Genomic DNA, 23,254 nt, shown 5'->3' on the forward strand with positions numbered 1-23,254 from the left:
AACATTCGAGTTAATCACTTTGCAGTGCTTCAATAGGGTCAAGCTGTGACGCTTTGATCGCGGGGTATACACCAAAAATAAGGCCGACTAACGCACAAATACTAAACGATAGCACGATGGCGGTCATTGACCACGATACCGCCCACTGCGAGTACATAGAAATAATTTCAGACAAGCCAATACCAAATACCACACCCAGTAGGCCACCTAAAATAGAAATGGTAAAGCTCTCGGCAATAAATTGTATTCGAATGTCTTTTTGTGTTGCACCAATAGCACGCAGTAAGCCAATTTCTTTAGTGCGTTCAAGCACCGTCGCCAACATGATATTCATAATACCGATACCGCCAACCAGGAGTGAAATGCCTGCCACGCAGGACATTACAATATTAAATATTTGCTGGGTTTGTTTTTGCTGGGCTAATAATGCGGCAGGAATAACTAATTCAAAATCATCAATATCACTGTGGCGATTTTGCAGTAAATGTTCCAGTGCTTGTGCGGCAACAATTGGATCAACCGATTTATCAATGGCTAGTTTCAAGCTGCTGACTTCACTATCAAGTAAGCCACTTTCAAAGCGGTGTAATGCAGTACTAAGTGGAATAAATACTTGGTTTTGTTCGTTACCGAGTTTGACTCCTTGAAATTCTTTTTTCTTTAAATAAGGCGCTTGTAAAATACCGACTACTTTAAACCATAAGTGGTTAATTTTTATTTGTTGACCGAGTGCGTCACCTAACGGAAATAGTTGCTTGGCAGTATTTGCGCCAAGCATTGCCACTTGAGCAAACCGTTGTTGATCGTTTTTATTTAATATACGCCCAGCAAATAGTTGAAAATGTGACAGCTGAAAATAATTAGCGCTTACACCTACGGCATTGGCGTCGCTGTTATTGTATTGGCTAAAAATATGATACGTCTCGATGGTTTTTTGTGCGGCAAAATCGGTAACAAAAGGCAGCGAGTCGTGGGCAACTTGGGCATCACGCAGGCTTAAACCGGCCGAATGCTTACGTTGCTCTTTGAGTTCTTTTTCATCGAACTCTTTGCCATTAACAATCAAATTATATAACCCCATAGAGTCAATCATTTTCATGGCTTCACGTTCAGCACCTTCACCAATATTGAGCATAGCAATGACGGCACCGACACCAAATATCATCCCTAATAAAGTCAGTAAAGTACGTAATTTATGCTGTGCAAGCTCTAAGGCGGTGTCGATAAATAAAGTTAAATATTTCATCAGATGTCCTTTATATCAATGAGTGAGATCACATCATTAGCAGCTAAGCCTGCGAGGATCTCTACATGACTAAGGTTATGTTTGCCTAATGAAACGGTCTTTTTGACAAATTCGCCAGCTTCTTCAACATAGACATAATGCGCATTTTGTTCGGTAAAAACACTTTGTTTAGGTACCACTAAACGCTCACTTTGCGGTGTCACTAAAATAGTCGCATTGAGTTTTAAACCCGGGCGTAAAGCGTCACTTTGCTGATTTATCGTTGCTTTTAGTTCGTAAAATTTTTGTGGGTCGCCGCGTTTTATTGATTTAGGAAACGGTGATACTTCAATTAACTCGCCACTAAATTGCTGCTCAGGCAATGCAATAAGTTTGAATGTAAGTGACTGACCTACGGATAAATCGATTGCTTCACGTTCAGACACATATAACATCAACTGCATTTGGCTAACATCAGGCAGTGCTGCTATTTTTTGACCAGGCCATAAGGATTCACCCGCTCGCGGTTTTTCGCCGCGCCAATTAGTACTATGGGTTAATAAGCCATCGTGAGGGGCGATGATCTCAAGCAATGATAGGTTAGTGTTCAACGTTGCTAATTTTTGTTTGTATTGGTCTTCTTTCATTTTTAATAACATCAACTCTCCGGTGGCACTTTGCTCAAAACGGCCAGTTTGCCAGTCGTAGTAGTTATGTTTTGCATTTAAAAACTCAACATTTTGTTGTGACTCTAAAATATCTAATTTAGAGCGAATGCGTTCATCTTCAATTGAGTAATCTTCGGCAAATTGCTTTTCTTCATTAACCAATACAATATCGTGCTCTAAAATAGTCTTATCTTTATCTATTTCTCCTGATTTTTGTGCTAAATCTTGCGCTGCTAAAGCCGCTTGATTAGTGTTTTTTTGGCTTTGCCGACGCATTTGTTCGCCATCAAAACGAGCAATGACCTGACCTTTTTTAACTTGGCTATATTCTGGCATTAACCACGCTAAAGTTTGTGGCCCACGGCTTGATGCTGGCGCAACAATCAGGGTTTCATTTGCCGCGATCAAATGCCCTTTGGCTTCAACCTCAGTTTTAAAACTGTGTTCACTAACCGTATAAGTAAGCGCGTTTTGAATTTCATGTTCTTTTGAACAACCGCTGATAAATAAAGCTGTAACGATTAAGCTAAGTGCAAAGCTCGTTTTCATAATTTTACCTCGTCGCCTAGTTGTAGGCCACTTTTAACTACGGCGAGATTATCGGTAAAGTGACTTATCTCTATAAATTGTTTGTTATTTTCAGTGGTTGTAACATAGGGACCTTGTTGATCATATTGCAAACTGGTTAAAGGAATACTTAATACCTGAGGTAAGCGAGCGGTGGTGATCTCTAAGCGCGCAGTAAGTCCTGGGCGAATAACACTGGTGTCAATATTATCAATACTAACAATGGCATCCACAATCCGACGCTTATCTTGATATGACTTTTCTCTAAATACACGACCCAAACTCTTTATTTTCCCTGACACAACTAGTTCGCTACTGCCATCAATGGTTATTTTAACGGTTTGCCCTGGGGCAATTTTACCGCTGTCGGGTTCATCGATTTGTGCTTTTACTTGCATATTTTTAAGTACAGCAAGCTCAATAACAGGCTGACCAAATTGCACACTTTCACCAATGGATGACTTTTCACCTTCATAATTGGTTTTATAAATTACCAGCCCATCAATTGGGGCTTTTACCTTAAGGCGTTCAATATCTTGTAAATACTCGTCTACCTCACTTTGCAGCCGTGCAACTTTACTTTGCACCATTTTTAAGTTTAGTTCTTTGCTCTGTTGCTGAAACGTTTGCTTACTTTTAGCAAGCGTTAGATCGTTGTTTGCAATAGTAAAATCAATTTGTGACTTTTTACGTTCAACTTCAGAACGAGATTGATCAACAATCTCTGCTTTGCGTTTAGCTTTATCGTAGTTCATTTTCATTTCGGCAACGCTGAGGGTCAGTTCTTGCTCTTTGATAAGCTCTTTATTTTGCGCATTTTCGAGTTGTTTTTTTGCTCGCTCTAATGAAGATTGTTTGTCGATTAGCTTATCGCGAACTTGTTTGTCGTCAAACGATACCACCACTTGGCCTTTTTTAACTTGGGTGTTCTCCGCTAGCATAGTCTTAATTTGGTATTGCCACATACGGGCAACTGACGGCGGGGCAATGATCGCACTGGTTGATGACTCCAGTTCGCCATTGGCATTAACCGTGATAGCAATATCACTCTTTTTCACTAGATAATGTTGTTGCTCATCGTCATTACATGCAGTTAATAGCAACATACTCAATATTATGCATAAAACGTTATGATTCATCAGAGTCTTCTCCGATTGTTAATTTTGCACTCATGCCCGGTAACAGTTTTAAATTCTGAGCGTTAAAGTTAAAGCGAGTTCTAAAGTAGGCATCTTTGCCCCACTGAAGGCGTTCTTCTGGCTGAGTTGAAATTTCGCTTAAAGTCGCATTGAGCGGCTGTTGTAAATAGGCGTCAAATAACAATTGCGCTTGTTGGCCAAGTTGTAAATGTTGATAATCAATTTCGTGTACCCAGGCTTCAATGTAGAGTTCACTCATGGCCGGTATTTCGACAATTTTCCAGCCTGGTTGGGCTGTCATACCAACAAATGCTTTTTCGCCATTCCACGGATGGTTTGCATATAAAACGGGCCCTGTACGCTGTGCCTTAATGCTCATACTTGCCAGTTGCGTTTTATTGTATGCAAGGTCTGTTTTTAGTTGTTCAATAGTCAGTAACTGCTTATTGCGCGCAACGGTATTTTCAGTTTTAACTTGGCTGAGTTCTTCGGATGATTTTTGTTTATTGATCAGGGCTTTTTCAAGTTCGAGCTGATTTTTTTGATAATCATAGGTACTTAAGTTAGCGTGTGGAATAGCAGCATCTATGCGGGCACGCGCTAGTAAAAGCTCAGTGCGCTTAAAGTTAAACTCAGCTTCTATTTGTTTTTCTTGATTGCTAGTGGTGATCCTAAGCAGCTCTTCTTCGGCGGCCTCTAAACTTACTTCATCTTGTTCAATTTCACTGGCAATCGAGCCACTATCAAACACCACAACAACATCACCTTGTTGCGCTATTTCGCCTTCTTTCATCATCCATTGTACTTGTACTCGCCAATTGTCTGATTTTGGAGCATAAAAAATTTGCTTATCGCTGGCTTTTAGCTCACCACTGAGTAATAAACTTTGCGCGTTGCTTGAGAAAGCTAAGCTGTAAAGTAATAATCCTAAACAGGCTTTGAAACATTGATTTTTTAACATCCGCTATCCTCTATAACTATGCCATCTTTCATCCGAATAATTCGCTTAGCATAAGCAGCAATATCTTCTTCATGGGTTACCATGACCAAAGTATGCCCTTGCTGGTGGAGTGAGCAAAGCAACTGCATAATTTCATGAGACGTTTTACTATCGAGGTTACCCGTTGGTTCATCAGCAAAAATGACTTTTGGCTCGTTTACTAATGCTCTGGCAATAGCAACTCGTTGCCGCTGACCACCGGACATTTCAAAGGGTTTATGGTGTGCGCGATTTTGCAAGCCAACCTTATCCAGCATCGCCATAGCGCGCTCACTGGCTTGCTGTTTTGGGGTGTCGGTATAGCGCAGTGGCAAAGCCACATTTTCTTGAGCACTAAGGCGAGTTAATAAGTGAAAGGTTTGAAATATAAAGCCAATTTTTTTATTACGGATAGCTGACAAACTTTCGTCATCTATTTCTTTAATACTTTCACCAGAGAGCAAATAACTGCCTGAGGTTGGTGTATCGAGACACCCAAGGATATTCATTAAAGTCGACTTCCCTGAACCGGAAGCGCCCATTACGGCGACAAACTCACCTTCTTCAATATGCAATGAAACATTACTTAATGCAATGACTTGCGTTTCGCCTGCGCCATAAGTACGGCAAAGATTTTCGACCCTGATCATACAGTTACTTTTTGTTTTTATTATTATCTGATTGGTTAAACTAGCGAGTTTTATAGCGAGACACAAGTCCAAATATAGTAGTTAAACATACGTCTATTTGCAGCCTTTAATTGTTTTAACATTTAAAGGCTAATTTAATCATTGTCAGTTAACAATTGCGTGGTTTTATATTTCATTTATTGCGTTTTAGCTAAGAGTTGTGCGGGTTTAGCGAATATTTTTTGTTACAAAAAAGCCAAGTAATTCGATAAAAACTTCTTGGCTGGCTTTATGGTAAAAATCATACAGCATATTCAGAGTGTTATACCCACATCTAGGTTAAATTGCTGCAACCCACATAACACCGACTTCTTTTTTTACCACTTTTACATGGGTGCCAGCGCTTAGTGGTTGCTGGCTTTTTAGTTTCCAGCTCACTCCAGAATACGAGTAGGTACTAACACCTAACTCATCAACATCGCTAGTGAGCACAAAATCAAGCTCTGCAAAGTCACTTTTCACTTCTTTATTATCAACATTATCTTGCATGCGTTTTAGCGGTTTCCATAGTAAAACAGCGCATGCGGCGGTGATCAAGGTGTTACTCCAAAGTGCGGTGGTTAATGAGTCTTCTAACAGCGCGAAGTTCATCATTAATCCAGTTGCAAATAATGATATACCCAAAAACAATAATATAAAGGTCGACATTCCCAGCACTGCTACTTCAATTATCAGTGCCAGTACACCTAAGATCATCAGTGTTTGGGCTAAATTATTGGTAATGAACTCCATAGTTTGCTCCTTTACAGCTTAACCTTTTTGTTTGGTATTTAAGGTATTAATAATCGACATCGCTTGCGCTACCATAGAGCTGGCATCGGTGCCGTTATCGGGTAATAAAACAACTGACGATTCTTTAGCAATGGCTTGTTTTGCGGCAATTGCTTTTGAGGCGAGGTCTAATTGAATGGCTTTTTGACCTTGCTCAGTATCAGCTGCTTCACCTACTTTACGTAGTGCATCAGCTTGTGCTTCGGCTACCGCAATAATGGCTTTAGCTTCACCTTCAGCACGCAGGATTTGCTCGGCTTTTTCTGCTTCAGCGGCTAGTACTTGCGCTTGTTTTTTACCTTCAGCGACATTGATATTAGCTTGACGATCACCTTCTGATTCTAAAATTTGTGCACGTTTAACACGTTCCGCTTTCATTTGTGCTTCCATCGCTTCCATTACTGATTGCGGTGGCACAATATCTTTAATTTCATAACGTAATACTTGAATACCCCAAGGATCTGCGGCTTGGTTAATTGCCGCAACAATATTAGTATTTAGTACATCACGTTCTTCAAAGGTTTTATCCAGCTCCATTTTACCAAGCTCTGAACGCATCGTTGTTTGCGATAATTGCGTAACGGCAAACACATAATCATCAACGCCATAAGTGGCTTTGTATGGATCCATAACACGGAAATACAATACACCATCAACAATCAATGAAATATTATCTTTGGTAATAGCAGATTGCGACGGCACATCTTGCGCTTGCTCTTTTAAACTACGATCAGCGGCAATACGATCAACAAACGGCACAATAAAGTTTAGGCCTGCTTCTTTAGTTGATTGATACTTACCAAAACGTTCAATGAGCCACGCACGGTTTTGCGGCACAAATTTAACACTACTTTTTAGCAGTACTAAAACAAAAATGAGTAAAAACGCCTCAACAGTGAATAACATGTTGAGAACTTGCGTTATCGGGTCCATAGATACTCTCCTTTAATAGTGGCCAATATGGCGTGTCACATATTTATTTAATTTATATACTTATAAACGTGACTAACCCTACATTACCATTGAGCTGTAAGCCCAGCTAGTGAAAAATCGTGACAAAGTATGTCGGTAAGTTAATTACGATTGCAATATTATGGTCATGTTTTTTGAAGATGCACACAGAAAGTATGTTTGATTTTTGATCTAAAGCAAATAGTTCAGGCAGAAAGGGAAGTCTGTTTGTGAGCCTCTCAGTTAATTTAAGATTAGCAAACTCAAAGTGAATACCTTACATAGTTAAACTCACCTTCATGTAAGAATAGACCCCGCACCATGTTTAGCTCAAAACAACGTACACATTTTTTCAAACAATGTAAATATGTACTTGGTGCTGCTGATAATCCTTATCTAGATTTGTTCAGCGGTTCAACAGAACAAGTGCATCGCAAATTCTTTGCGTTTAGTGATTTAAAAGATAAACCTATTGATGGTAAGTTTGATTCTTATGGATTAAGTAAAGTTGCCACGATACCTTGGTTTTAACCCTTTATTTTTTCTCTTTAAAATTTTCTATAAAAACAATGGGTTATAACATATCGTTTTTGATAAGGTAAAATAGTAATATTTAACCTAATGGCTTGTTGTAACTTATTTTTATGCTGATATTCTATAGTTTACTGCCGCACAGGCAGCTTAGAAAATTAACTAAAAAGAAGTTTTACCATTTAGATTGTTTACTGCCGCACAGGCAGCTTAGGTGATGAGTGACCGAAACGAAGTTTCGCAGCGCGAAGAAGTGAGGTCATGGATGACCGATGTGACCAAGCTCCATGGACGGATTCAAACGCCGATGTTAATTTAACAACAGTTCACTGCCGCACAGGCAGCTTAGAAATCATAGCAATGATCCTTTATAAAAATCATCTGGTTCACTGCCGCACAGGCAGTTTAGAAATTTCATAATTTGCAGCTCTGCGCCATTATCACGTTCACTGCTGCACAGGCAGCTTAGGTGATGAGGGACCGAAACGACATATCTAATAAAGAGTGCAGCCTGAGGAAGTGAGGTCATGGCAGATTTTTGTTCCCGACAAAATCTAAGTACCTAAATCCATTTAGGCAATGACCGATGTAACCAAGCTCCATGGATGGATTAAAACGCCGATGTTTTTTTTCGCGCCAGCAAGCTTAGCGCCTACGACACAGGCAGCTTAGGTGACGAGGGACCGACAAAAATATCGGGAATATTTTGGAACTGCGAAGCAGACCTTTATGGCGAAGGGCATGACGCCTAAAGTAAACGACTTACCTAGCAAAGAGTGCAGCCAGAGGAAGTGAGGTCATGGCAGATTTTTGTTCCCGACAAAATCTAAGTACCTAAATCCATTTAGGTAATGACCGATGTAACCAAGCTCCATGGACGGATTGTTAAACCTTTGGTTTATTTGAAGTACTGTCGCGCCAGTAAGCTTAGCGCCTACGACACAGACAGCTTAGGTGGCGAGGGAGTGAAACGAGTTTTTTGATCACTATTCGGCGCTAAAGCGCTCTTCTACAAGCCACACTACGGATGTTTACGGCGACGATATGCTTAAAGTGCTAAGCACGAGCTACAAATTATTTCATGGTTTCTCATTTACCCTCATTGTCTGTTTTTTGTGCAAAAAATCGTTAAGTTCTAGGAAAATGATTTGCAGAGCTGCATTTGTATGCGCTGAAAAACTGTTTTTAGCGAGTTCGGGCGATTTCTGATTGCTATTTATATTACATTTTGAGATATTATTTATAATATAATATTAACAGGAAATAGTAACAGATGACTCTTCCCAGTTCTCAATCTGCAAATGCAATCCGCATGCTTGCTGTCGATGCCGTTCAAAAAGCTAATTCAGGTCACCCAGGTGCACCAATGGGGATGGCCGATATTGCTGCTGTTCTTTGGCAAAACTTTCACCGCCACAATCCATTAAATCCTGATTGGCCTAACCGCGACCGGTTTGTGTTGTCAAACGGCCATGGCTCTATGTTGCAGTACGCATTACTACATTTAAGTGGTTATGATGTCAGTATTGAAGACATTAAACAGTTTCGCCAACTGCATTCTAAAACGCCGGGTCATCCAGAATATGGTTATACACCAGGGGTTGAAACAACAACAGGACCACTTGGTGCTGGTATTGCCAATGCTGTTGGTATGGCAATTGCTGAAAAAACCTTAGCTGGACAATTTAATAAACCGCATTTTGATATTGTTGATCACTTCACTTATTGCTTTTTAGGTGATGGTTGTTTGATGGAAGGTATCTCTCATGAAGCATGTTCATTAGCGGGTACATTAAAGTTAGGCAAACTAATCGCTTTTTGGGATGACAATGGCATCTCAATTGATGGCGAAGTAGAAGGCTGGTTTACTGACGATACCCCAAAACGCTTTGAATCATACGGTTGGCAGGTTATTAGTGGCGTTGATGGTCACGACATGGCCGCGATTGCCAGTGCTATTGAAGCTGCGCAAGCTAATCCTGATCAACCAACGCTTATCTGTTGTAAAACGGTGATTGGTTTTGGTTCGCCCAATAAATCGGGTAGTCATGATTGTCATGGTTCGCCACTGGGTAACGATGAAATCGCTGCGGTTCGTGAGCAACTAAATTGGCCACATCCAGCATTTGAAATTCCTCAAGATGTATACAATGAGTGGAATGGCCGCGCCAAAGGTCACGATTTAGAAAGCGCATGGCAACAAACCTTTGCCGCTTATAGCAAAGCGCACCCAGAGCTAAGTAAAGAGTTTAACCGCCGTGTAACGACTAAATCATTACCGAGCAACTTTGCCGAGCTTGCCGATCAGTACATTGCTAAGTGCCAAGAAGATATGCAAAACATCGCAACGCGTAAATCATCACAAAATGCGATCACCTTTTTTGCCAAGCAGTTACCTGAATTAATGGGCGGCTCAGCTGATTTAGCTGGTTCAAACTTAACTTTATGGCCTGACGCGAAAGGTTTGCAAGATGATGCTGCGGGTAACTATGTATTTTATGGCGTACGCGAGTTTGGCATGAGTGCGATAATGAATGGTATTGCGCTGCATGGCGGCTTTATCCCATTTGGTGCAACTTTCTTAATGTTTATGGAATACGCGCGTAATGCTGTGCGTATGGCGGCATTAATGAAAGCACACAGTATTTTTGTGTATACCCATGATTCAATTGGTCAAGGTGAAGATGGCCCGACCCATCAGCCAATTGAACAAATTGCTAATTTGCGTATGACGCCAAATATGTCGACTTGGCGCCCATGTGATGAAGTTGAAACAGCGGTTGCATGGAGTCAGGCGTTAATCAAAGAAGCTGGCCCAAGTGCATTGATCTTTAGCCGCCAAGGTACTAAAGCAATGCCGCGCACTAAAGAGCAACTAGCGAATGTTGCTAAAGGTGGCTATATCTTAGTTGATAGCGAGCACACACCTGAACTGATCATTATTGCTACTGGTTCTGAAGTTGAGTTAGCGGTAAATGCAGCAGCTGATCTAACCGAACAGGGTAAACAGGTTCGTGTTGTATCTATGCCATGTACCAATCAGTTTGACTTGCAAGATAAAGCCTATCGCCAGAGTGTATTACCTGTTGGTGTTGCTAAAATTGCGGTAGAAGCTGCACATAGCGATTTTTGGTATAAATATGTTGGCCAAGATGGCGATGTACTAGGTATGACTACCTTTGGTGAGTCAGCGCCAGGACCAGTTCTGCTTGAATACTTTGGCTTTACTGTGAGTAACCTAGTTGCTAAGGCTAATGCGTTACTAGACGCTTAATTGTTTTGAACTTGGGTTAAAAATTTACCTGAACAAAAAGCCCGCTGATTTAATTAAATCAGCGGGCTTTTTTATTTGCAGAATTGATTTTATATAACGACTGAAGCTTAGATCAGCTCAGCTAGAATGGCTTCTAGTTTTTCTTGGTCAATTGCAAATTGGCGAATACCTTGGCTTAGTTTTTCAGTGGCCATGGCATCTTGATTCATTTCCCAGCGAAATGCTTGCTCAGTCATAGGCGTTGGCGGGGCAACTGTTTCAGTTGTAGGAGCAAGTTGACGCTCTAAAGGCGCATCTGTTGCGGCTAGTTCTGATAATAGCCCTGGGCTGATAGTTAATCTATCACAACCTGCCAGTAATTGGATTTCGCTGATGTTTCTAAAGCTTGCACCCATAACGATGGTTTTATAATCGTGCTTTTTGAAGAAGTTATAAATATGTGCAACAGACTGTACGCCTGGATCATTAGCACCGCTAAAATCGCTATCAGTTTGGTTTGCTTTATACCAATCAAGAATACGACCAACAAATGGTGAAATTAGGTAAGCACCTGCTTCAGCACACGCACGAGCTTGAGCAAATGCAAACACCAACGTTAGGTTACAGCGAATACCTTGTTGCTCGAGTACTTTTGCTGCTTGAATACCTTCCCATGTAGACGCCACTTTGATCAGTACGCGCGAGGTATCAATATCTTGCTCTTTATAGAGCGCAACAAGCTCAAGGGCTTTATCAATAGTTGCTTGAGTGTCAAACGATAAGCGCGCATCTACTTCGGTAGACACTAACCCTGGCACTTGAGCCATTAAATTTGCACCAATTAGTACCGACAGTTTGTCAGCAGCTTTGCTGATCACCAGTGCATTGTCACTTGTTTGTTGCTTAGCCCAAGCAACGGCTTCAACAGCCAGTGGGCGGTATTTTTCAATTTTAATCGCATTGAGCAATAACGATGGATTGGTAGTGGCATCTTGCGGCTTATATTGATCGATTGCTTCAAAATCACCGGTATCAGCAACCACAGTGGTCATGGTTTTTAATTGTTCTAATTGGCTAGACATAGACATCCTATTTTCATCATACAAAATAAATTAACGGCTTTTAGCATTGCTTATGACATGGTTTAAGCCCTTTATTAGTGCAAAACATTAGTTTAAAGGGCACAGGTGTCACGAATATTTCAGAATAAATCTGTTAATAATATTTTTATAATACCTTTACAACCCGTCATTATTGATATTATCATACAAATAACAGTAATGACTAACATTGTTAGTATCCAATTAGTGAAAGGTATTTATGTCTCGTTATACATTGGGCTTAGATTATGGCTCTGATTCAGTAAGAGCACTGCTTGTTGATGTAACCACAGGTAAAGAGCTGGCTAGCCATTTAGTGAATTATCCGCGTTGGGCGCAAGGTTTATATTGCGATCCAAGTAAAGACCAGTTTCGCCAGCACCCACAAGATTATATCGACAGCTTAATTGAGGTTGTAAATGGTCTATGGCAACAAGTACCTGCGGGAACTGCGGATAAAGTAATAGGTATGAGCTTTGATACCACAGGCTCAACGCCAGTGGCGATTAATAGCCAAGGCACGCCTTTAGCGCTGACTGAAGAATTTGCTGAAAACCCTAATGCGATGTTCATTCTTTGGAAAGACCATACGTCGATTAAAGAAGCGAATGAGATCACCAAAGCCGCGACCAATAACGAGGTTAATTATCTTTCACACATGGGCGGCATCTATTCATCAGAATGGTACTGGGCTAAAGCATTACATATTTTTAGAGATGATGCGGCTGTAAAAGCGGCAACTTACTCGTGGGTTGAGCATTGTGATTGGATGACGGCATTGATGTGTGGCACCACTCACCCAGAAGTATTAACACTGGGACGCTGTGCAACGGGCCACAAACAAATGTGGAATGAGCAATGGGGTGGTTTCCCACCAAATAGTTTCTTCAGCAATATTGACCCATTATTAGATGGTGTGGTTGATACGCTTAATGCAGCAACCCAACCAAGTGACCAAGTCGCTGGTAAATTAACCGCGCAATGGGCTGATAAACTTGGTTTATCACAGAATGTAGTTGTAGGTTACGGTGCGTTTGACTGTCACATGGGGGCAGTTGCTGCCAATGTGCGTCCAGGTGTTTTAACTAAAGTAATGGGTACTTCAACTTGTGATATTACTGTTACTTCAAAACAGCAACTTGGCGATACCTGTGTTAAAGGTATCTGTGGTCAAGTAGATGGCTCAGTGATCCCAGGCATGATTGGCCTTGAAGCGGGTCAATCTGCGTTTGGTGATTTATATGCATGGTTTAAAAACCTGATGTTATGGCCGACTCGCCAATTAACAAATTTAAACGACGTTGAACAAAGCTTGATCAACAAAATTGAAGACTCAATTTTAGTTGATTTATCAAAAGCTGCCAGTGCGTTACCGGTTAAAAATACCGATGTAACGGCACTTGACTGGGTCAACGGTCGTCGCACTCCTGATGCTGATCAAAGCGTAGCAATGGCCATGACGGGCATGAAAATGGGCACTGATGCGCCGCAGTTCTTTAAAGCATTAGTTGAGGCGACGGCCTTTGGCGCACGCGCCATTACTGAGCGTTTTCAAAGTGAAGGCGTGCCGATTGAATCAGTAGTGGTAATTGGCGGCATTTCAAAAAAATCAGATTACGTAATGCAAACCTGTGCGGATGTATGGAACTGCCCAATTGACGTACTTGAAAGCGAGCAAAGCTGTGCGCTTGGTGCTGCAATTATGGCTGCTGTGGCAGCGGGCGAATATGCAACAGTGGCGGATGCTCAGCAAGTTATGGCTTCTGCTGTATGTCATCAGTATTTACCTAACCCAGAGCGGGTTGCGGTTTATAACGAACTCTATGCTAACTATCAAGCGTTAGCACAGTATGTTGATGGAGCAAAAGCATGAGCTACACAGAGTTAAAGCGTGAAGTATTTGAAGCTAACATGGAATTACAACGTCGTGGTTTGGTGATTTACACCTTTGGTAATGTATCGCAAATTGACCGCGACAAAGGCGTGATTGCCATAAAACCAAGTGGTGTTTCGTATGACCAAATGAAAGCAGAAGACATGGTAATTGTTGATTTACAAAACAACATTGTTGAGGGCAGTATGCGTCCATCTTCTGATACCAAAACTCATATTCATTTGTATCGTCATTTTAATGACATTGGTGGCGTAACGCATACTCATTCAACGTATGCCACTGCATGGGCACAAGCAAAGCAGAGCATTCCTTGTTTTGGTACTACACACGCTGATTATGTGCACGGTGACATTACCTGCACCCGCGAGCTTACTGATGCGCAAGTAAATGGTGATTATGAGCTTGAGACCGGTATTCAAATTACCGATGCTTATAAAGACCGTGACCCAAAAGCGGCACCTATGGTGATTGTGGCAGGACATGCACCGTTTACTTGGGGTAAAGATGCTGCGCAGTCTGTGTATCACGCTGCACTACTAGAAGAAATTGCTCGCATGGCTTACTTAACTCGCACCTTAGATCAAAATGCCGGTGCACTTAAGAAGTCTGTGATGGATAAACATTATTTAAGAAAACACGGTAAAGATGCCTACTACGGCCAAAGTAACCGTGGCTAACAAGTACAAGAGGAATTTATATATGCCGTCGTCAATGAAAGAAGTTTGGTTTGTAACTGGGTCACAACATTTATATGGCCCAAAAGTGTTAAATACCGTTGCAGATAATAGCGCTGCAATTGTGGCTGGTTTAAATAGCGAAGCTAATTTACCAGTTAACTTAGTGTGTAAGCCAACGGTGAAAACGCCTGAAGAAATTCATGCCGTGTGCCAAGCAGCCAACACCGATCCTAACTGTGTGGGTTTAGTATTATGGATGCATACGTTCTCACCTGCGAAAATGTGGATTGCTGGATTAAACGAGTTACGTAAACCATGGTTACACCTTCATACGCAATTCAATGCCGCGCTACCGTGGGCTGATATTGATATGAACTACATGAATACCCACCAAAGTGCCCACGGTGACCGTGAATTTGGTTTTATCGGCACAGTGATGCGTAAAGAGCGTAAAGTGGTTGCAGGTCATTGGCAACGCGCTGACGTACAAAAGCAAATTGATGATTGGTGTCGCGCTGCTAAAGGTTGGGCTGAAAGCCAAACACTTAAAGTGGCACGTTTTGGCGATAACATGCGTCAAGTTGCGGTTACTGAAGGTAACAAAGTATCAGCACAAATCACGTTTGGTTATGAAGTACATGCCTTTGGCGTAGCGGAGCTAGTTAAAGTTGTTGATACCGTCACTGATGCCGAAGTAGATGCACAGCTTGAAGTATACAAAACTGACTATGTGATTAGCGATGAAACGCTGCAAGATGATTACAAAGTATCGATGCTACGCAACGAAGCACGTTTAGAGCTTGGTATGGAACGCTTTTTAGAAAAAGGTGGCTTTAAAGCATTCACTAACTGTTTTGAAGACTTGTCTGGTTTATCAGGTTTACCAGGACTTGCAACGCAGCGCTTAATGGCTAAAGGCTATGGCTATGGCGGTGAAGGCGACTGGAAAACAGCCGCTATGGTACGCATCATGAAAGTAATGGGTGAAGGCCGTGAAGGCGGTTGTTCATTTATGGAAGATTACACGTATAACATGGGTGATACCGACCAAGTACTAGGTGCTCACATGTTAGAAGTGTGTCCATCAATTGCTGCGCAAAAACCACGCCTTGAAGTTCACACTCACACCATTGGGGTGAAATGTGATGTGGGTCGTTTATTGTTTACCGCTAAAGCCGGTGCGGCAATTAACGTTTCGCCAATTGATATGGGTAATCGTTTCCGTATTTTGATCAACGAAGTAGATATAGTAACGCCACCGGCTGAGTTACCGCATTTACCAGTTGCATCAGCATTGTGGGAACCAAAACCGAATCTATCAGTGGCGTCTGCTGCGTGGATCCATGCCGGTGGTGCGCACCACACTGCGTACAGCCAAGCTGTTACCACCGATATGATTGTTGATTTTGCTGAAATGGCAGGTGTTGAAACGATGATTATCGATGCTGATACCAGCATCCGTGGTTTCAAAACAGAGCTACGCCACAATGCAGCGTATTACATGTTAAAACGTGGGCTTTAATCACCTATAACAGCAGTGATCTAAGTTAACTAAATAAGCCAACTTTATAGTAAAGTTGGCTTTTGTTTTCTAAGACTTTGGAGTACACATGCTCGATCTCACAAAATACCAAGGCATTATTTTTGATATGGATGGCACGCTTATCGATTCGATGGGCTCTCATTTACAAGCATGGGAGCTGACCTGCCATGCATTAGGTTATCCGTTTGACTATGACTATATGTATAGTTTAGGTGGCGTACCAACACTTGCCACTGTTGATATTCTCAATGAAAAATATGGACTTAGTCATGATCCTGATGAAGTTGCCAAGCAAAAACACCAATTTTGGTTAGGCTTAAACCATCAGCCAGAAATCATTACTGAGACAGTCGATGTATTAAACTATTACCATGGCAAAATGCCTATTGGGGTAGGTACTGGCGCGGACCGTGCGCATGCCATTGAGCATCTAACTCAAACAGGGTTAATCGATAAAATAGACGCATTAGTTACTGCCAGTGATGTTCGCCACGGTAAACCACACCCAGAAACTTTTTTAAGCGTAGCCAAACAAATAAACATTCAACCACAAAATTGTGTGGTGTTTGAAGACACGCAAATAGGCTATCAAGCAGCTCAGGCTGGTGGTATGGACTGCATTTTAGTCAAAGACGGCAAAATACAACTAAAAAGTTAGGCGAATAAATTTGCAATCGATCACTATATTGTATTATAAAAGTATAAATACAATTATAATAAGGTTATTGTCATGTCATTGCAATGTGTAACTCAGCGCCTAACAGCGGTTCATCAGTCGTCAACATCGATTAAAAAATTATCTCGCGGTATCTTTGCAATAGCAGTGTCCTTTGGGATTGCTTTAACCCCCGCGTGTGCTCACCAAGGAGACAATATGACCAATTCACCTTCTGCATTACTGCACGCTTATGGCAAGCTGGCAGACCAAACTCCGATCAACCAAGTTACCCTAACCAATAGTAATGGCGTGAGCGTTGATGTGATCAATTATGGCGGCATTATTACCCGTATCGAAACGCCAGACAGCAATGGCAACATGGGTAATATTGTTTTAGGTATGGATAATTTAGAAGATTACACTAATGCAACCACATACTTTGGCGCGATCATTGGCAGATTTGGTAACCGTATTGCTAATGGTAAATTTAGCTTAAACGGCACGGATTATCAGTTAGCAACTAACGATGGTGCTAACCATTTACACGGTGGTGTGCAAGGCTTTGATAAGAAAGTCTGGAATATGGTGCCATTTAGCACGCAAAACAGTGCTGGTGTAACACTAAGCCTCGTAAGTCCTGATGGTGACCAAGGTTATCCTGGTGAGCTGACCACACAAGTCACCTATACATTGACCAACAAAAATACCCTTGATATGCAGTTTGTGGCAAAAACAAATAAGCCAACCATCATCAATATGACCCAGCACAGTTATTTTAACTTAGCCGGTAAGGGCGATATTCTCGATCATCAAATGCAAATCAACTCAAACGCAATCACCCCTGTGGATGGCGGTTTGATCCCAACGGGTGAGTTAATGCAAGTGGCGGGTACACCGTTTGATTTTAGAAATCCAAAAGCAATTGGTAAAGAAATTAATGTGGATGATGAGCAGCTGAAGCTTGGTAAAGGTTATGACCATAACTTTGTGCTGAAAAACAAACCTAATCATGATTTGATTGAAGCAGCTAACGTTTATGAGCCAAGCTCAGGTCGAACCCTAACTGTGTATACCGAAGAACCTGCGGTACAGTTTTACTCAGGTAACTTTTTAGATGGAAGCAGTAAGCAAGCCTCTGGTTTAGTACATAAATTAAGAAGTGGTTTTTGCCTAGAGCCACAGCACTTTCCTGATGCACCGAATCAGCCAACATTCCCCAGTACAACTTTGATGCCTGGTGAGGTTTATTCAACGCGTATTGTGTATGAGTTTGGCACTAAGTAATGCACTTCGTTAATCAAATAGGGCTGCTGTTTGCAGCCTTAGTGATAACAACTGTGGCGCAAGCGACTGAGGTTGCGACTATTCATAGCCCAGATCAGCAGTTAGCCGTATTGGTTGATTTAGATGAGCAAGGGCAGTTAAGTTATCAAGTACAGTCAGGTAGCGATAAAGTAATTGAGCCATCTTTATTAGGTATCACGCTTAATAATACCGATTTTACTAAAAAGCTTAGATTATTAGCTGTTAAACAACAGCCGACAGTGAATGATAGCTACCAGCTTTTTACTGGTAAGCAACAGTTTGTTGATTACCAGGCTAACAGTACGGTTGTAAGCGTGACTAATCAGCAACACGAAACATTGAATGTTCGCTTTCAAGTGAGCAACGATGGGGTTGCTTTTCGCTACGAGTTAGATGGGGAGTCCTCGGATACGCGGGTCGTTATGAGTGAACAAACGGGTTTTAACTTCCCAAGTGAAACCGTTGCGTGGTTACAGCCTAAAGCGCAAGCGCAATCTGGCTGGATGAACACTAACCCTTCTTATGAAGAAGAATATTTACAAGCGACAGCATTAACGACCCCTGCAATAACCAATAATGGCTGGGTGTATCCGGCATTATTTAAGCACCAAGAGCAGTATATTTTAATCTCAGAAGCTGGTGGTGAAGACTATTACAGTGGTACTAATTTAACCAATAATAGCCAAGGGCAGTTTAAGGTTCGTTTTCCTGATCAGCGTGAAGTTACTTCTAATGGTGGCTATTTACCAGAGCATACACTGCCGCTGTTATCGCCTTGGCGTTTATTGGTAATTGGCACGTTGCAAACGGTTACTGAGTCTACTTTAGGGACTGACTTAGCCCGACCAAACCAGCTAACTAACACTGATTTTGTTAAACCGGGGATTGCTGCTTGGAGTTGGGGGTTATTAAAGGATGACTTTACAACCTTTCCTGTGCAAAAACAGTTCATTGATTATGCAGCAGATATGCACTGGCAATATGTATTGATTGATGCTGATTGGGATCAAAAAATAGGCTGGGAGAAAATGCAGCAGTTGGCAGCCTATGCTAAGCAAAAAAATGTTGATTTATGGGTTTGGTATAACTCATCAGGCGCGTGGAATAACACGGTTTATTCTCCTAAAAGTGCATTACTAACGCGTGCTGATCGCATTAAACATTTTGCAAAACTTCAAGCTATGGGAATTAAAGGCATTAAAGTCGACTTCTTCCCGGGTGATGGTTCATCTGTGATGGCCTATTACGAAGCTATGCTGAAAGACGCAGCAGCACATCAGTTAATGGTCAATTTTCATGGCACCACTTTGCCAAGGGGCTTGCAGCGAACTTATCCTAATCTAATGACCTCCGAAGCAGTAAAAGGCTTTGAGATGATAAGCTTTTTTCAAGCATTTGCCGATAAAGAAGCGCAGCATGCAGCGACCTTAGTGTTTACTCGGAACGTGTTTGATCCAATGGATTTTACACCTATGGTACTTGGTGATATTCCTAATATTGAACGCAAAACCAATAATGCCTTTGAGCTCGCGCTGCCGATTTTATTTACATCTGGGATACAGCACTTAGTGACAACGCCTGAGCAAATGACGAAAGTTTCAGAGCCAGTAAAAGCTTATTTGAAATCGCTGCCTACTCTGTGGGATGAAACAAGGCTCTTGCAAGGCAGCCCAGGTAAGCATGTGGTGATGGCGAGACGTTCTCGCTGCAACTGGTATGTTGCAGCTATTAATGCGCAGGATAAAGCTATTACGTTAGATATTGACTTAAGCTTTAGTAACTTCAGTTCAGCCCAGCTACTTAGCGCAGGTAAAAAATTAACACAGGTTGAGGCGCAACAGCTCAACTCAAAACTGTTTTCTATAAAATTAAACCCCAATAGCGGGTTTGTTATAATAACTAAGGGTGATAACAACAATGAATGCACAACATCACTTGCGCACTAAATTAAAGCGTACTGCTAAAGCAACAGGCCTTGTAGGTTTATTCGCTTTGTCATTAAGCTCACTTACAGGGTGTGAATCTACAACCCGCGCAGACACACAACAAACACAAGATGCAGCACCAATCGCGAGCGCAAAAGCACCCACGCAAGATGATGGCGTATTCACTAATCCATTATTTCCTAATGGTGCCGATCCATGGCTTGAGTACTGGGATGGTAACTATTACCTAACGACGACAACATGGACATCTGAATTGGTGATGCGTAAATCACCTACTTTAGCAGGACTTGCCGATGCAACCCCAGTAAATGTATGGTCAGCGACCGATCCTGCGCGTTGTTGTAACTTTTGGGCGTTTGAATTTCATCGTGTTAAAGGCCCTGACGGCTACCGTTGGTACATGATGTATACAGCAGGGACTGATGGTACTTTAGATAACCAACATCTTAATGTATTAGAAAGTGCCGGTGACGACCCAATGGGTCCGTATGAATACAAAGGCGCACTCATGCCTGATGTATGGAATATCGATGGTAACTATTTAAGCTATAAAGACAAACTCTATGTTATTTATTCCCAGTGGCAGGGCGATCAACAGTTAAACATTATTGCTGAAATGGAAAACCCGTGGACGCTGAAAAAGAATTCACCGCACACTGTGATCACACGCCCTGAACTTGATTGGGAGATCAGCGGACGTAAAGTAACCGAAGGTGCTGAAATTTTGCAGCATAACGGTCGCACGTTTATGACTTACTCAGCAAGCTTTTGTAACACGCCAGATTATAAGTTAGGTATGTTAGAGTTGGTGGGTGATGATCCGCTAGATGCAAACAGCTGGAAGAAGTTTGACGAGCCGGTATTTGAACGTACTGATGAAGTATTTGGCCCTGGTCACAATGGCTTTTTTACCTCACCCGATGGCAGTGAAGACTGGCTGGTATACCATGGCAATGACTCAGTAGAGCATGGTTGTAGTGCCACACGTTCTTTGCGTGCGCAAAAATTTACTTGGCATGATAATGGCACACCAAACTTTGCAAAACCAGTAACACCGGGTGTTGAAGTGGCTCCACCATCAGGTGAATACGGCCCACTTGTAACTCGTGTGCAAGGTCAGCGTTATAACTTAGTTAATGCAACCAGCGGTTTATGTTTAGATATTGCAGCGGATCCTCAAGATGCGCGTGCCGTGCAACGCCATTGTGCAAGCACCAATGGTCAATGGGTGATTGATGCCACCACAGATGGTTTTGTACGTTTAGCAAATCGTGAAGACAGCAAGTTTTTAGAGCTGGCTAATTGCAGTGATGCTGATAATGCGAAAACACAATCTGCGGCATGGCGTAATAACTTCTGTCAGCAATGGAAAGTAGCACCAAGCACTGATGGTAATGTCACCATTACGAATCGCTACACTGAAAAACCATTAGCGATTGCAGGGTGTTCAGCCGCGCAAAATCAAGCGGTTTTACAACAAGGTAAAGATACTGCATGTGCTGATTGGCAGTTACAGCCTGTAGGTAGTGTCGCGGTAATGAGCCAACAAAGTGGTAAAGCATTGAGCGTTGCAGGAGCTGTTAAAGCAGGTACTAATGTTGAGCAACAAGCGTTTACTCACAGCGACGCCCAACAATGGTTCTTTGCACCAACAGACACAGGTTACGTTGCTTTAAAGCAAGACCTTGATAGCGATTATTGCGCTGCTGTGGCAAACAATGCTTTAGTGCCTGGCGCTAACGTTGAAATGGCTTCGTGCGAAACTAAAACAGCACAATGGCGCATTACTCCTGTTGCAGGTGGCGGCGTGATGTTGATCAACCGTTACACAAAGCAAGCACTGGGTTTAAGTGATTGTGGCCTTGCAGATAAAACTAATTTTGCACAACAACCTGATTTAGGTAACAAGTGCCAAATTTTCCATTTACGAGAACCAAAGTAAATGTAAATAAGCGTTCGACTCTCACCAAGCCACTGTTTCGATAGTGGCTTTTTTATGTGTATGTAGCGTGCGTTTTAATTTTATGAACTTACATTTGAATAGTCGTGTTATTGCCATCATTAATAAAGTGCACTCGCGGCCTGTACATTTAGTATTTTTTAACAAACTGCCAAAGTTAAGCGATTCGCTCAATATAAAAGGTGGTTGTATTTTAAGCTGTTGTCGCTAATTTAATTAGTGTAAGGTGACGCAGCAAAGGTACAATTTGATTGTCCATAATTGTAAGATACAGTGAACCAAGTGTAATGTTAGCGTAGGCTGCTAATATGTAAGGTAAAGCCAAAGATAATTATAAAATAAACTTAAAAAATAGCGCTTTTTATAGATAGAAGCAGGCACAGGAATAGGAAGCCTCATGATATTAAGAATGATTTTATTATTGAGTTTATTGTCAAATATAAATGCAAATGCTCAGGATCCAGAGCCTGAACTTACAATTTTGTTGAACGACTGGCCACCTTATAATTTTAACAAAGGTGGTAAGCTAGTTGGTATTAGCACAGAGTTAGTAGAAGCCGCGCTGCAAAAAGCGAACATCAAATACAAACTGTTAGTTTATCCTTTTAAACGCGCTTTATACACTGTCCAACAAACTCCTAACACTTTGCTTTTTACAGTAGCTCGCATTCCTGAGCTCGAAAATATGTATAAATGGATTGGCCCTTTGCACACCAGAGAGGTATATCTGTATAAATTAAATTCCCGATCTGATATACAGATCAACAAAATCGCAGATATCAAACAATATAAAACTAGTGTGCTGATGGGCGGTTCAGTTGAGCAATTCCTTAAGCGTAATCACTTTCAAGAAAATATAGACTACTATGTTACTGTTAATTCAGAACAAATATTAAAAGCTTTATTTAAAAAAAGGACAGATCTGATCCCTGGAGATCCATTAGATTTAGCCTATCAAATGAAAACGCTGGGCTATGATCAGTCAGCAATTGAAAAAGCCTATTTACTGTCGAACGAAGGTGGCTATTACATGATAGCTAATAAAAAAACATCAGATGAAATGATAACAAAAATTCAGAAATCTTTAGATGAAGTGCTTGCATCAGATAAGAAAGATAAAACTATCGAAAAGTATCTACAAATAAAAAGCGGTTCCTTTAACTAAAAATCTATCGATTAAACAATCACTAATTATTTTGGTGATTAAATTGCAAAGCTTATTGCGCCTGGTAGCAGAAGGCATTTTAATGGCCGATTTACTTTTGTCAGTAAAAATTGCTGTAGCAAGGAAATACGAGTGCACCAATCTGCCTAGCGATTGGCCAGTTTTTATAACTCATAATTATGCCTAATTGTTGATATTGCGCTTATTTAAGTATAGCTAAAAACACGATTGCT

Annotated in this window: 18 protein-coding genes; 10 read left to right on the forward strand and 8 right to left on the reverse strand. The window is 41.4% G+C overall.

Annotated elements, in window-relative coordinates; all coding sequences use genetic code 11:
• Nucleotides 1-10: 10 nt before the first annotated feature.
• The 7 genes from H5154_RS06350 to H5154_RS06380 form a co-directional block, all read right to left on the reverse strand.
• A complete protein-coding gene (locus H5154_RS06350) occupies nucleotides 11-1,246 on the reverse strand; it encodes an ABC transporter permease (RefSeq protein WP_145234192.1) in 1,236 nt (411 codons plus the stop codon).
• Nucleotides 1,246-2,442, reverse strand: coding sequence for an efflux RND transporter periplasmic adaptor subunit (locus H5154_RS06355; RefSeq protein WP_182717771.1), 1,197 nt, complete (start codon nucleotides 2,440-2,442; stop codon nucleotides 1,246-1,248). The genes H5154_RS06350 and H5154_RS06355 overlap by 1 nt, the downstream gene beginning before the upstream one ends.
• Complete coding sequence (locus tag H5154_RS06360) at nucleotides 2,439-3,599, reverse strand: efflux RND transporter periplasmic adaptor subunit (protein WP_182717772.1); 1,161 nt, start codon at nucleotides 3,597-3,599, stop codon at nucleotides 2,439-2,441. The genes H5154_RS06355 and H5154_RS06360 overlap by 4 nt, the downstream gene beginning before the upstream one ends.
• Entirely contained in the window at nucleotides 3,589-4,560 is a 972-nt protein-coding gene (locus H5154_RS06365; protein ID WP_182717773.1) for an efflux RND transporter periplasmic adaptor subunit, read from the reverse strand. Before H5154_RS06365 ends, H5154_RS06360 begins: the two co-directional genes overlap by 11 nt.
• Nucleotides 4,554-5,228 carry an ABC transporter ATP-binding protein gene (locus tag H5154_RS06370; RefSeq protein ID WP_182717774.1) on the reverse strand — a complete coding sequence of 225 codons (675 nt, stop codon included), beginning with the start codon at nucleotides 5,226-5,228 and terminating at the stop codon, nucleotides 4,554-4,556. Before H5154_RS06370 ends, H5154_RS06365 begins: the two co-directional genes overlap by 7 nt.
• Nucleotides 5,229-5,546: 318 nt before the next feature.
• A complete protein-coding gene (locus H5154_RS06375) occupies nucleotides 5,547-5,999 on the reverse strand; it encodes an NfeD family protein (RefSeq protein WP_145234181.1) in 453 nt (150 codons plus the stop codon).
• Nucleotides 6,000-6,017: 18 nt separating this feature from the next.
• Nucleotides 6,018-6,971, reverse strand: coding sequence for a slipin family protein (locus H5154_RS06380; RefSeq protein WP_145234179.1), 954 nt, complete (start codon nucleotides 6,969-6,971; stop codon nucleotides 6,018-6,020).
• Between the two features lie 339 nt (nucleotides 6,972-7,310).
• Between H5154_RS06380 and cas6f the strand changes: the two genes are divergently transcribed.
• Nucleotides 7,311-7,520 (forward strand): type I-F CRISPR-associated endoribonuclease Cas6/Csy4, encoded by a 210-nt coding sequence (cas6f, locus tag H5154_RS06385; RefSeq protein WP_182717775.1) that lies wholly within the window; start codon nucleotides 7,311-7,313, stop codon nucleotides 7,518-7,520.
• A 1,273-nt stretch (nucleotides 7,521-8,793) separates the two neighbouring features.
• Complete coding sequence (gene tkt, locus H5154_RS06390) at nucleotides 8,794-10,794, forward strand: transketolase (RefSeq protein WP_182717776.1); 2,001 nt, start codon at nucleotides 8,794-8,796, stop codon at nucleotides 10,792-10,794.
• A gap of 107 nt (nucleotides 10,795-10,901) precedes the next feature.
• On the opposite strand, the gene tal is transcribed toward tkt, so the two are convergent.
• Nucleotides 10,902-11,855, reverse strand: coding sequence for a transaldolase (gene tal, locus H5154_RS06395; protein ID WP_182717777.1), 954 nt, complete (start codon nucleotides 11,853-11,855; stop codon nucleotides 10,902-10,904).
• 238 nt (nucleotides 11,856-12,093) lie between these two features.
• Here tal and H5154_RS06400 point away from each other — a divergent pair, with 238 nt between their 5' ends.
• The 8 genes from H5154_RS06400 (at nucleotide 12,094) to H5154_RS06435 (ending at nucleotide 23,021) form a co-directional block, all read left to right on the forward strand.
• Nucleotides 12,094-13,746: a ribulokinase gene (locus H5154_RS06400; RefSeq protein WP_182717778.1), complete on the forward strand. Its 1,653-nt coding sequence runs from the start codon at nucleotides 12,094-12,096 to the stop codon at nucleotides 13,744-13,746.
• On the forward strand, nucleotides 13,743-14,444 hold the full coding sequence (locus H5154_RS06405; protein ID WP_182717779.1) for an L-ribulose-5-phosphate 4-epimerase: 702 nt from the start codon (nucleotides 13,743-13,745) through the stop codon (nucleotides 14,442-14,444). The genes H5154_RS06400 and H5154_RS06405 overlap by 4 nt, the downstream gene beginning before the upstream one ends.
• Nucleotides 14,445-14,466: 22 nt before the next feature.
• Nucleotides 14,467-15,966 (forward strand): L-arabinose isomerase, encoded by a 1,500-nt coding sequence (gene araA, locus H5154_RS06410; protein WP_182717780.1) that lies wholly within the window; start codon nucleotides 14,467-14,469, stop codon nucleotides 15,964-15,966.
• 88 nt (nucleotides 15,967-16,054) lie between these two features.
• Nucleotides 16,055-16,645, forward strand: a complete 591-nt coding sequence (locus H5154_RS06415; protein WP_182717781.1) for an HAD family phosphatase — start codon at nucleotides 16,055-16,057, stop codon at nucleotides 16,643-16,645.
• A gap of 216 nt (nucleotides 16,646-16,861) precedes the next feature.
• Nucleotides 16,862-17,929: an aldose epimerase family protein gene (locus H5154_RS06420; protein WP_259398463.1), complete on the forward strand. Its 1,068-nt coding sequence runs from the start codon at nucleotides 16,862-16,864 to the stop codon at nucleotides 17,927-17,929.
• Nucleotides 17,929-19,896, forward strand: coding sequence for a glycoside hydrolase family 97 protein (locus H5154_RS06425; protein WP_182717783.1), 1,968 nt, complete (start codon nucleotides 17,929-17,931; stop codon nucleotides 19,894-19,896). Before H5154_RS06420 ends, H5154_RS06425 begins: the two co-directional genes overlap by 1 nt.
• Nucleotides 19,868-21,838: a family 43 glycosylhydrolase gene (locus tag H5154_RS06430; protein WP_182717784.1), complete on the forward strand. Its 1,971-nt coding sequence runs from the start codon at nucleotides 19,868-19,870 to the stop codon at nucleotides 21,836-21,838. Before H5154_RS06425 ends, H5154_RS06430 begins: the two co-directional genes overlap by 29 nt.
• A gap of 415 nt (nucleotides 21,839-22,253) precedes the next feature.
• Nucleotides 22,254-23,021, forward strand: a complete 768-nt coding sequence (locus H5154_RS06435) for an ABC transporter substrate-binding protein (RefSeq protein ID WP_182717785.1) — start codon at nucleotides 22,254-22,256, stop codon at nucleotides 23,019-23,021.
• Nucleotides 23,022-23,254: the final 233 nt, after the last annotated feature.

The sequence above is a fragment of the Pseudoalteromonas sp. SR44-5 genome, assembly GCF_014163675.1.
Lineage (GTDB): Bacteria > Pseudomonadota > Gammaproteobacteria > Enterobacterales > Alteromonadaceae > Pseudoalteromonas > Pseudoalteromonas rhizosphaerae.

Coding starts and splice junctions, on each gene's coding strand:
- tal (WP_182717777.1), bottom strand. CDS start 11,855: ATGTCTAGCCAATTAGAACAATTAAAAACCATGACCACTGTGGTTGCT.
- H5154_RS06420 (WP_259398463.1), top strand. CDS start 16,862: ATGACCAATTCACCTTCTGCATTACTGCACGCTTATGGCAAGCTGGCA.
- H5154_RS06375 (WP_145234181.1), bottom strand. CDS start 5,999: ATGGAGTTCATTACCAATAATTTAGCCCAAACACTGATGATCTTAGGT.
- tkt (WP_182717776.1), top strand. CDS start 8,794: ATGACTCTTCCCAGTTCTCAATCTGCAAATGCAATCCGCATGCTTGCT.
- H5154_RS06365 (WP_182717773.1), bottom strand. CDS start 4,560: ATGTTAAAAAATCAATGTTTCAAAGCCTGTTTAGGATTATTACTTTAC.
- H5154_RS06425 (WP_182717783.1), top strand. CDS start 17,929: ATGCACTTCGTTAATCAAATAGGGCTGCTGTTTGCAGCCTTAGTGATA.
- H5154_RS06360 (WP_182717772.1), bottom strand. CDS start 3,599: ATGAATCATAACGTTTTATGCATAATATTGAGTATGTTGCTATTAACT.
- H5154_RS06435 (WP_182717785.1), top strand. CDS start 22,254: ATGATATTAAGAATGATTTTATTATTGAGTTTATTGTCAAATATAAAT.
- H5154_RS06380 (WP_145234179.1), bottom strand. CDS start 6,971: ATGGACCCGATAACGCAAGTTCTCAACATGTTATTCACTGTTGAGGCG.
- H5154_RS06355 (WP_182717771.1), bottom strand. CDS start 2,442: ATGAAAACGAGCTTTGCACTTAGCTTAATCGTTACAGCTTTATTTATC.
- H5154_RS06350 (WP_145234192.1), bottom strand. CDS start 1,246: ATGAAATATTTAACTTTATTTATCGACACCGCCTTAGAGCTTGCACAG.
- H5154_RS06400 (WP_182717778.1), top strand. CDS start 12,094: ATGTCTCGTTATACATTGGGCTTAGATTATGGCTCTGATTCAGTAAGA.
- cas6f (WP_182717775.1), top strand. CDS start 7,311: ATGTTTAGCTCAAAACAACGTACACATTTTTTCAAACAATGTAAATAT.
- H5154_RS06415 (WP_182717781.1), top strand. CDS start 16,055: ATGCTCGATCTCACAAAATACCAAGGCATTATTTTTGATATGGATGGC.
- H5154_RS06430 (WP_182717784.1), top strand. CDS start 19,868: ATGAATGCACAACATCACTTGCGCACTAAATTAAAGCGTACTGCTAAA.
- araA (WP_182717780.1), top strand. CDS start 14,467: ATGCCGTCGTCAATGAAAGAAGTTTGGTTTGTAACTGGGTCACAACAT.
- H5154_RS06370 (WP_182717774.1), bottom strand. CDS start 5,228: ATGATCAGGGTCGAAAATCTTTGCCGTACTTATGGCGCAGGCGAAACG.
- H5154_RS06405 (WP_182717779.1), top strand. CDS start 13,743: ATGAGCTACACAGAGTTAAAGCGTGAAGTATTTGAAGCTAACATGGAA.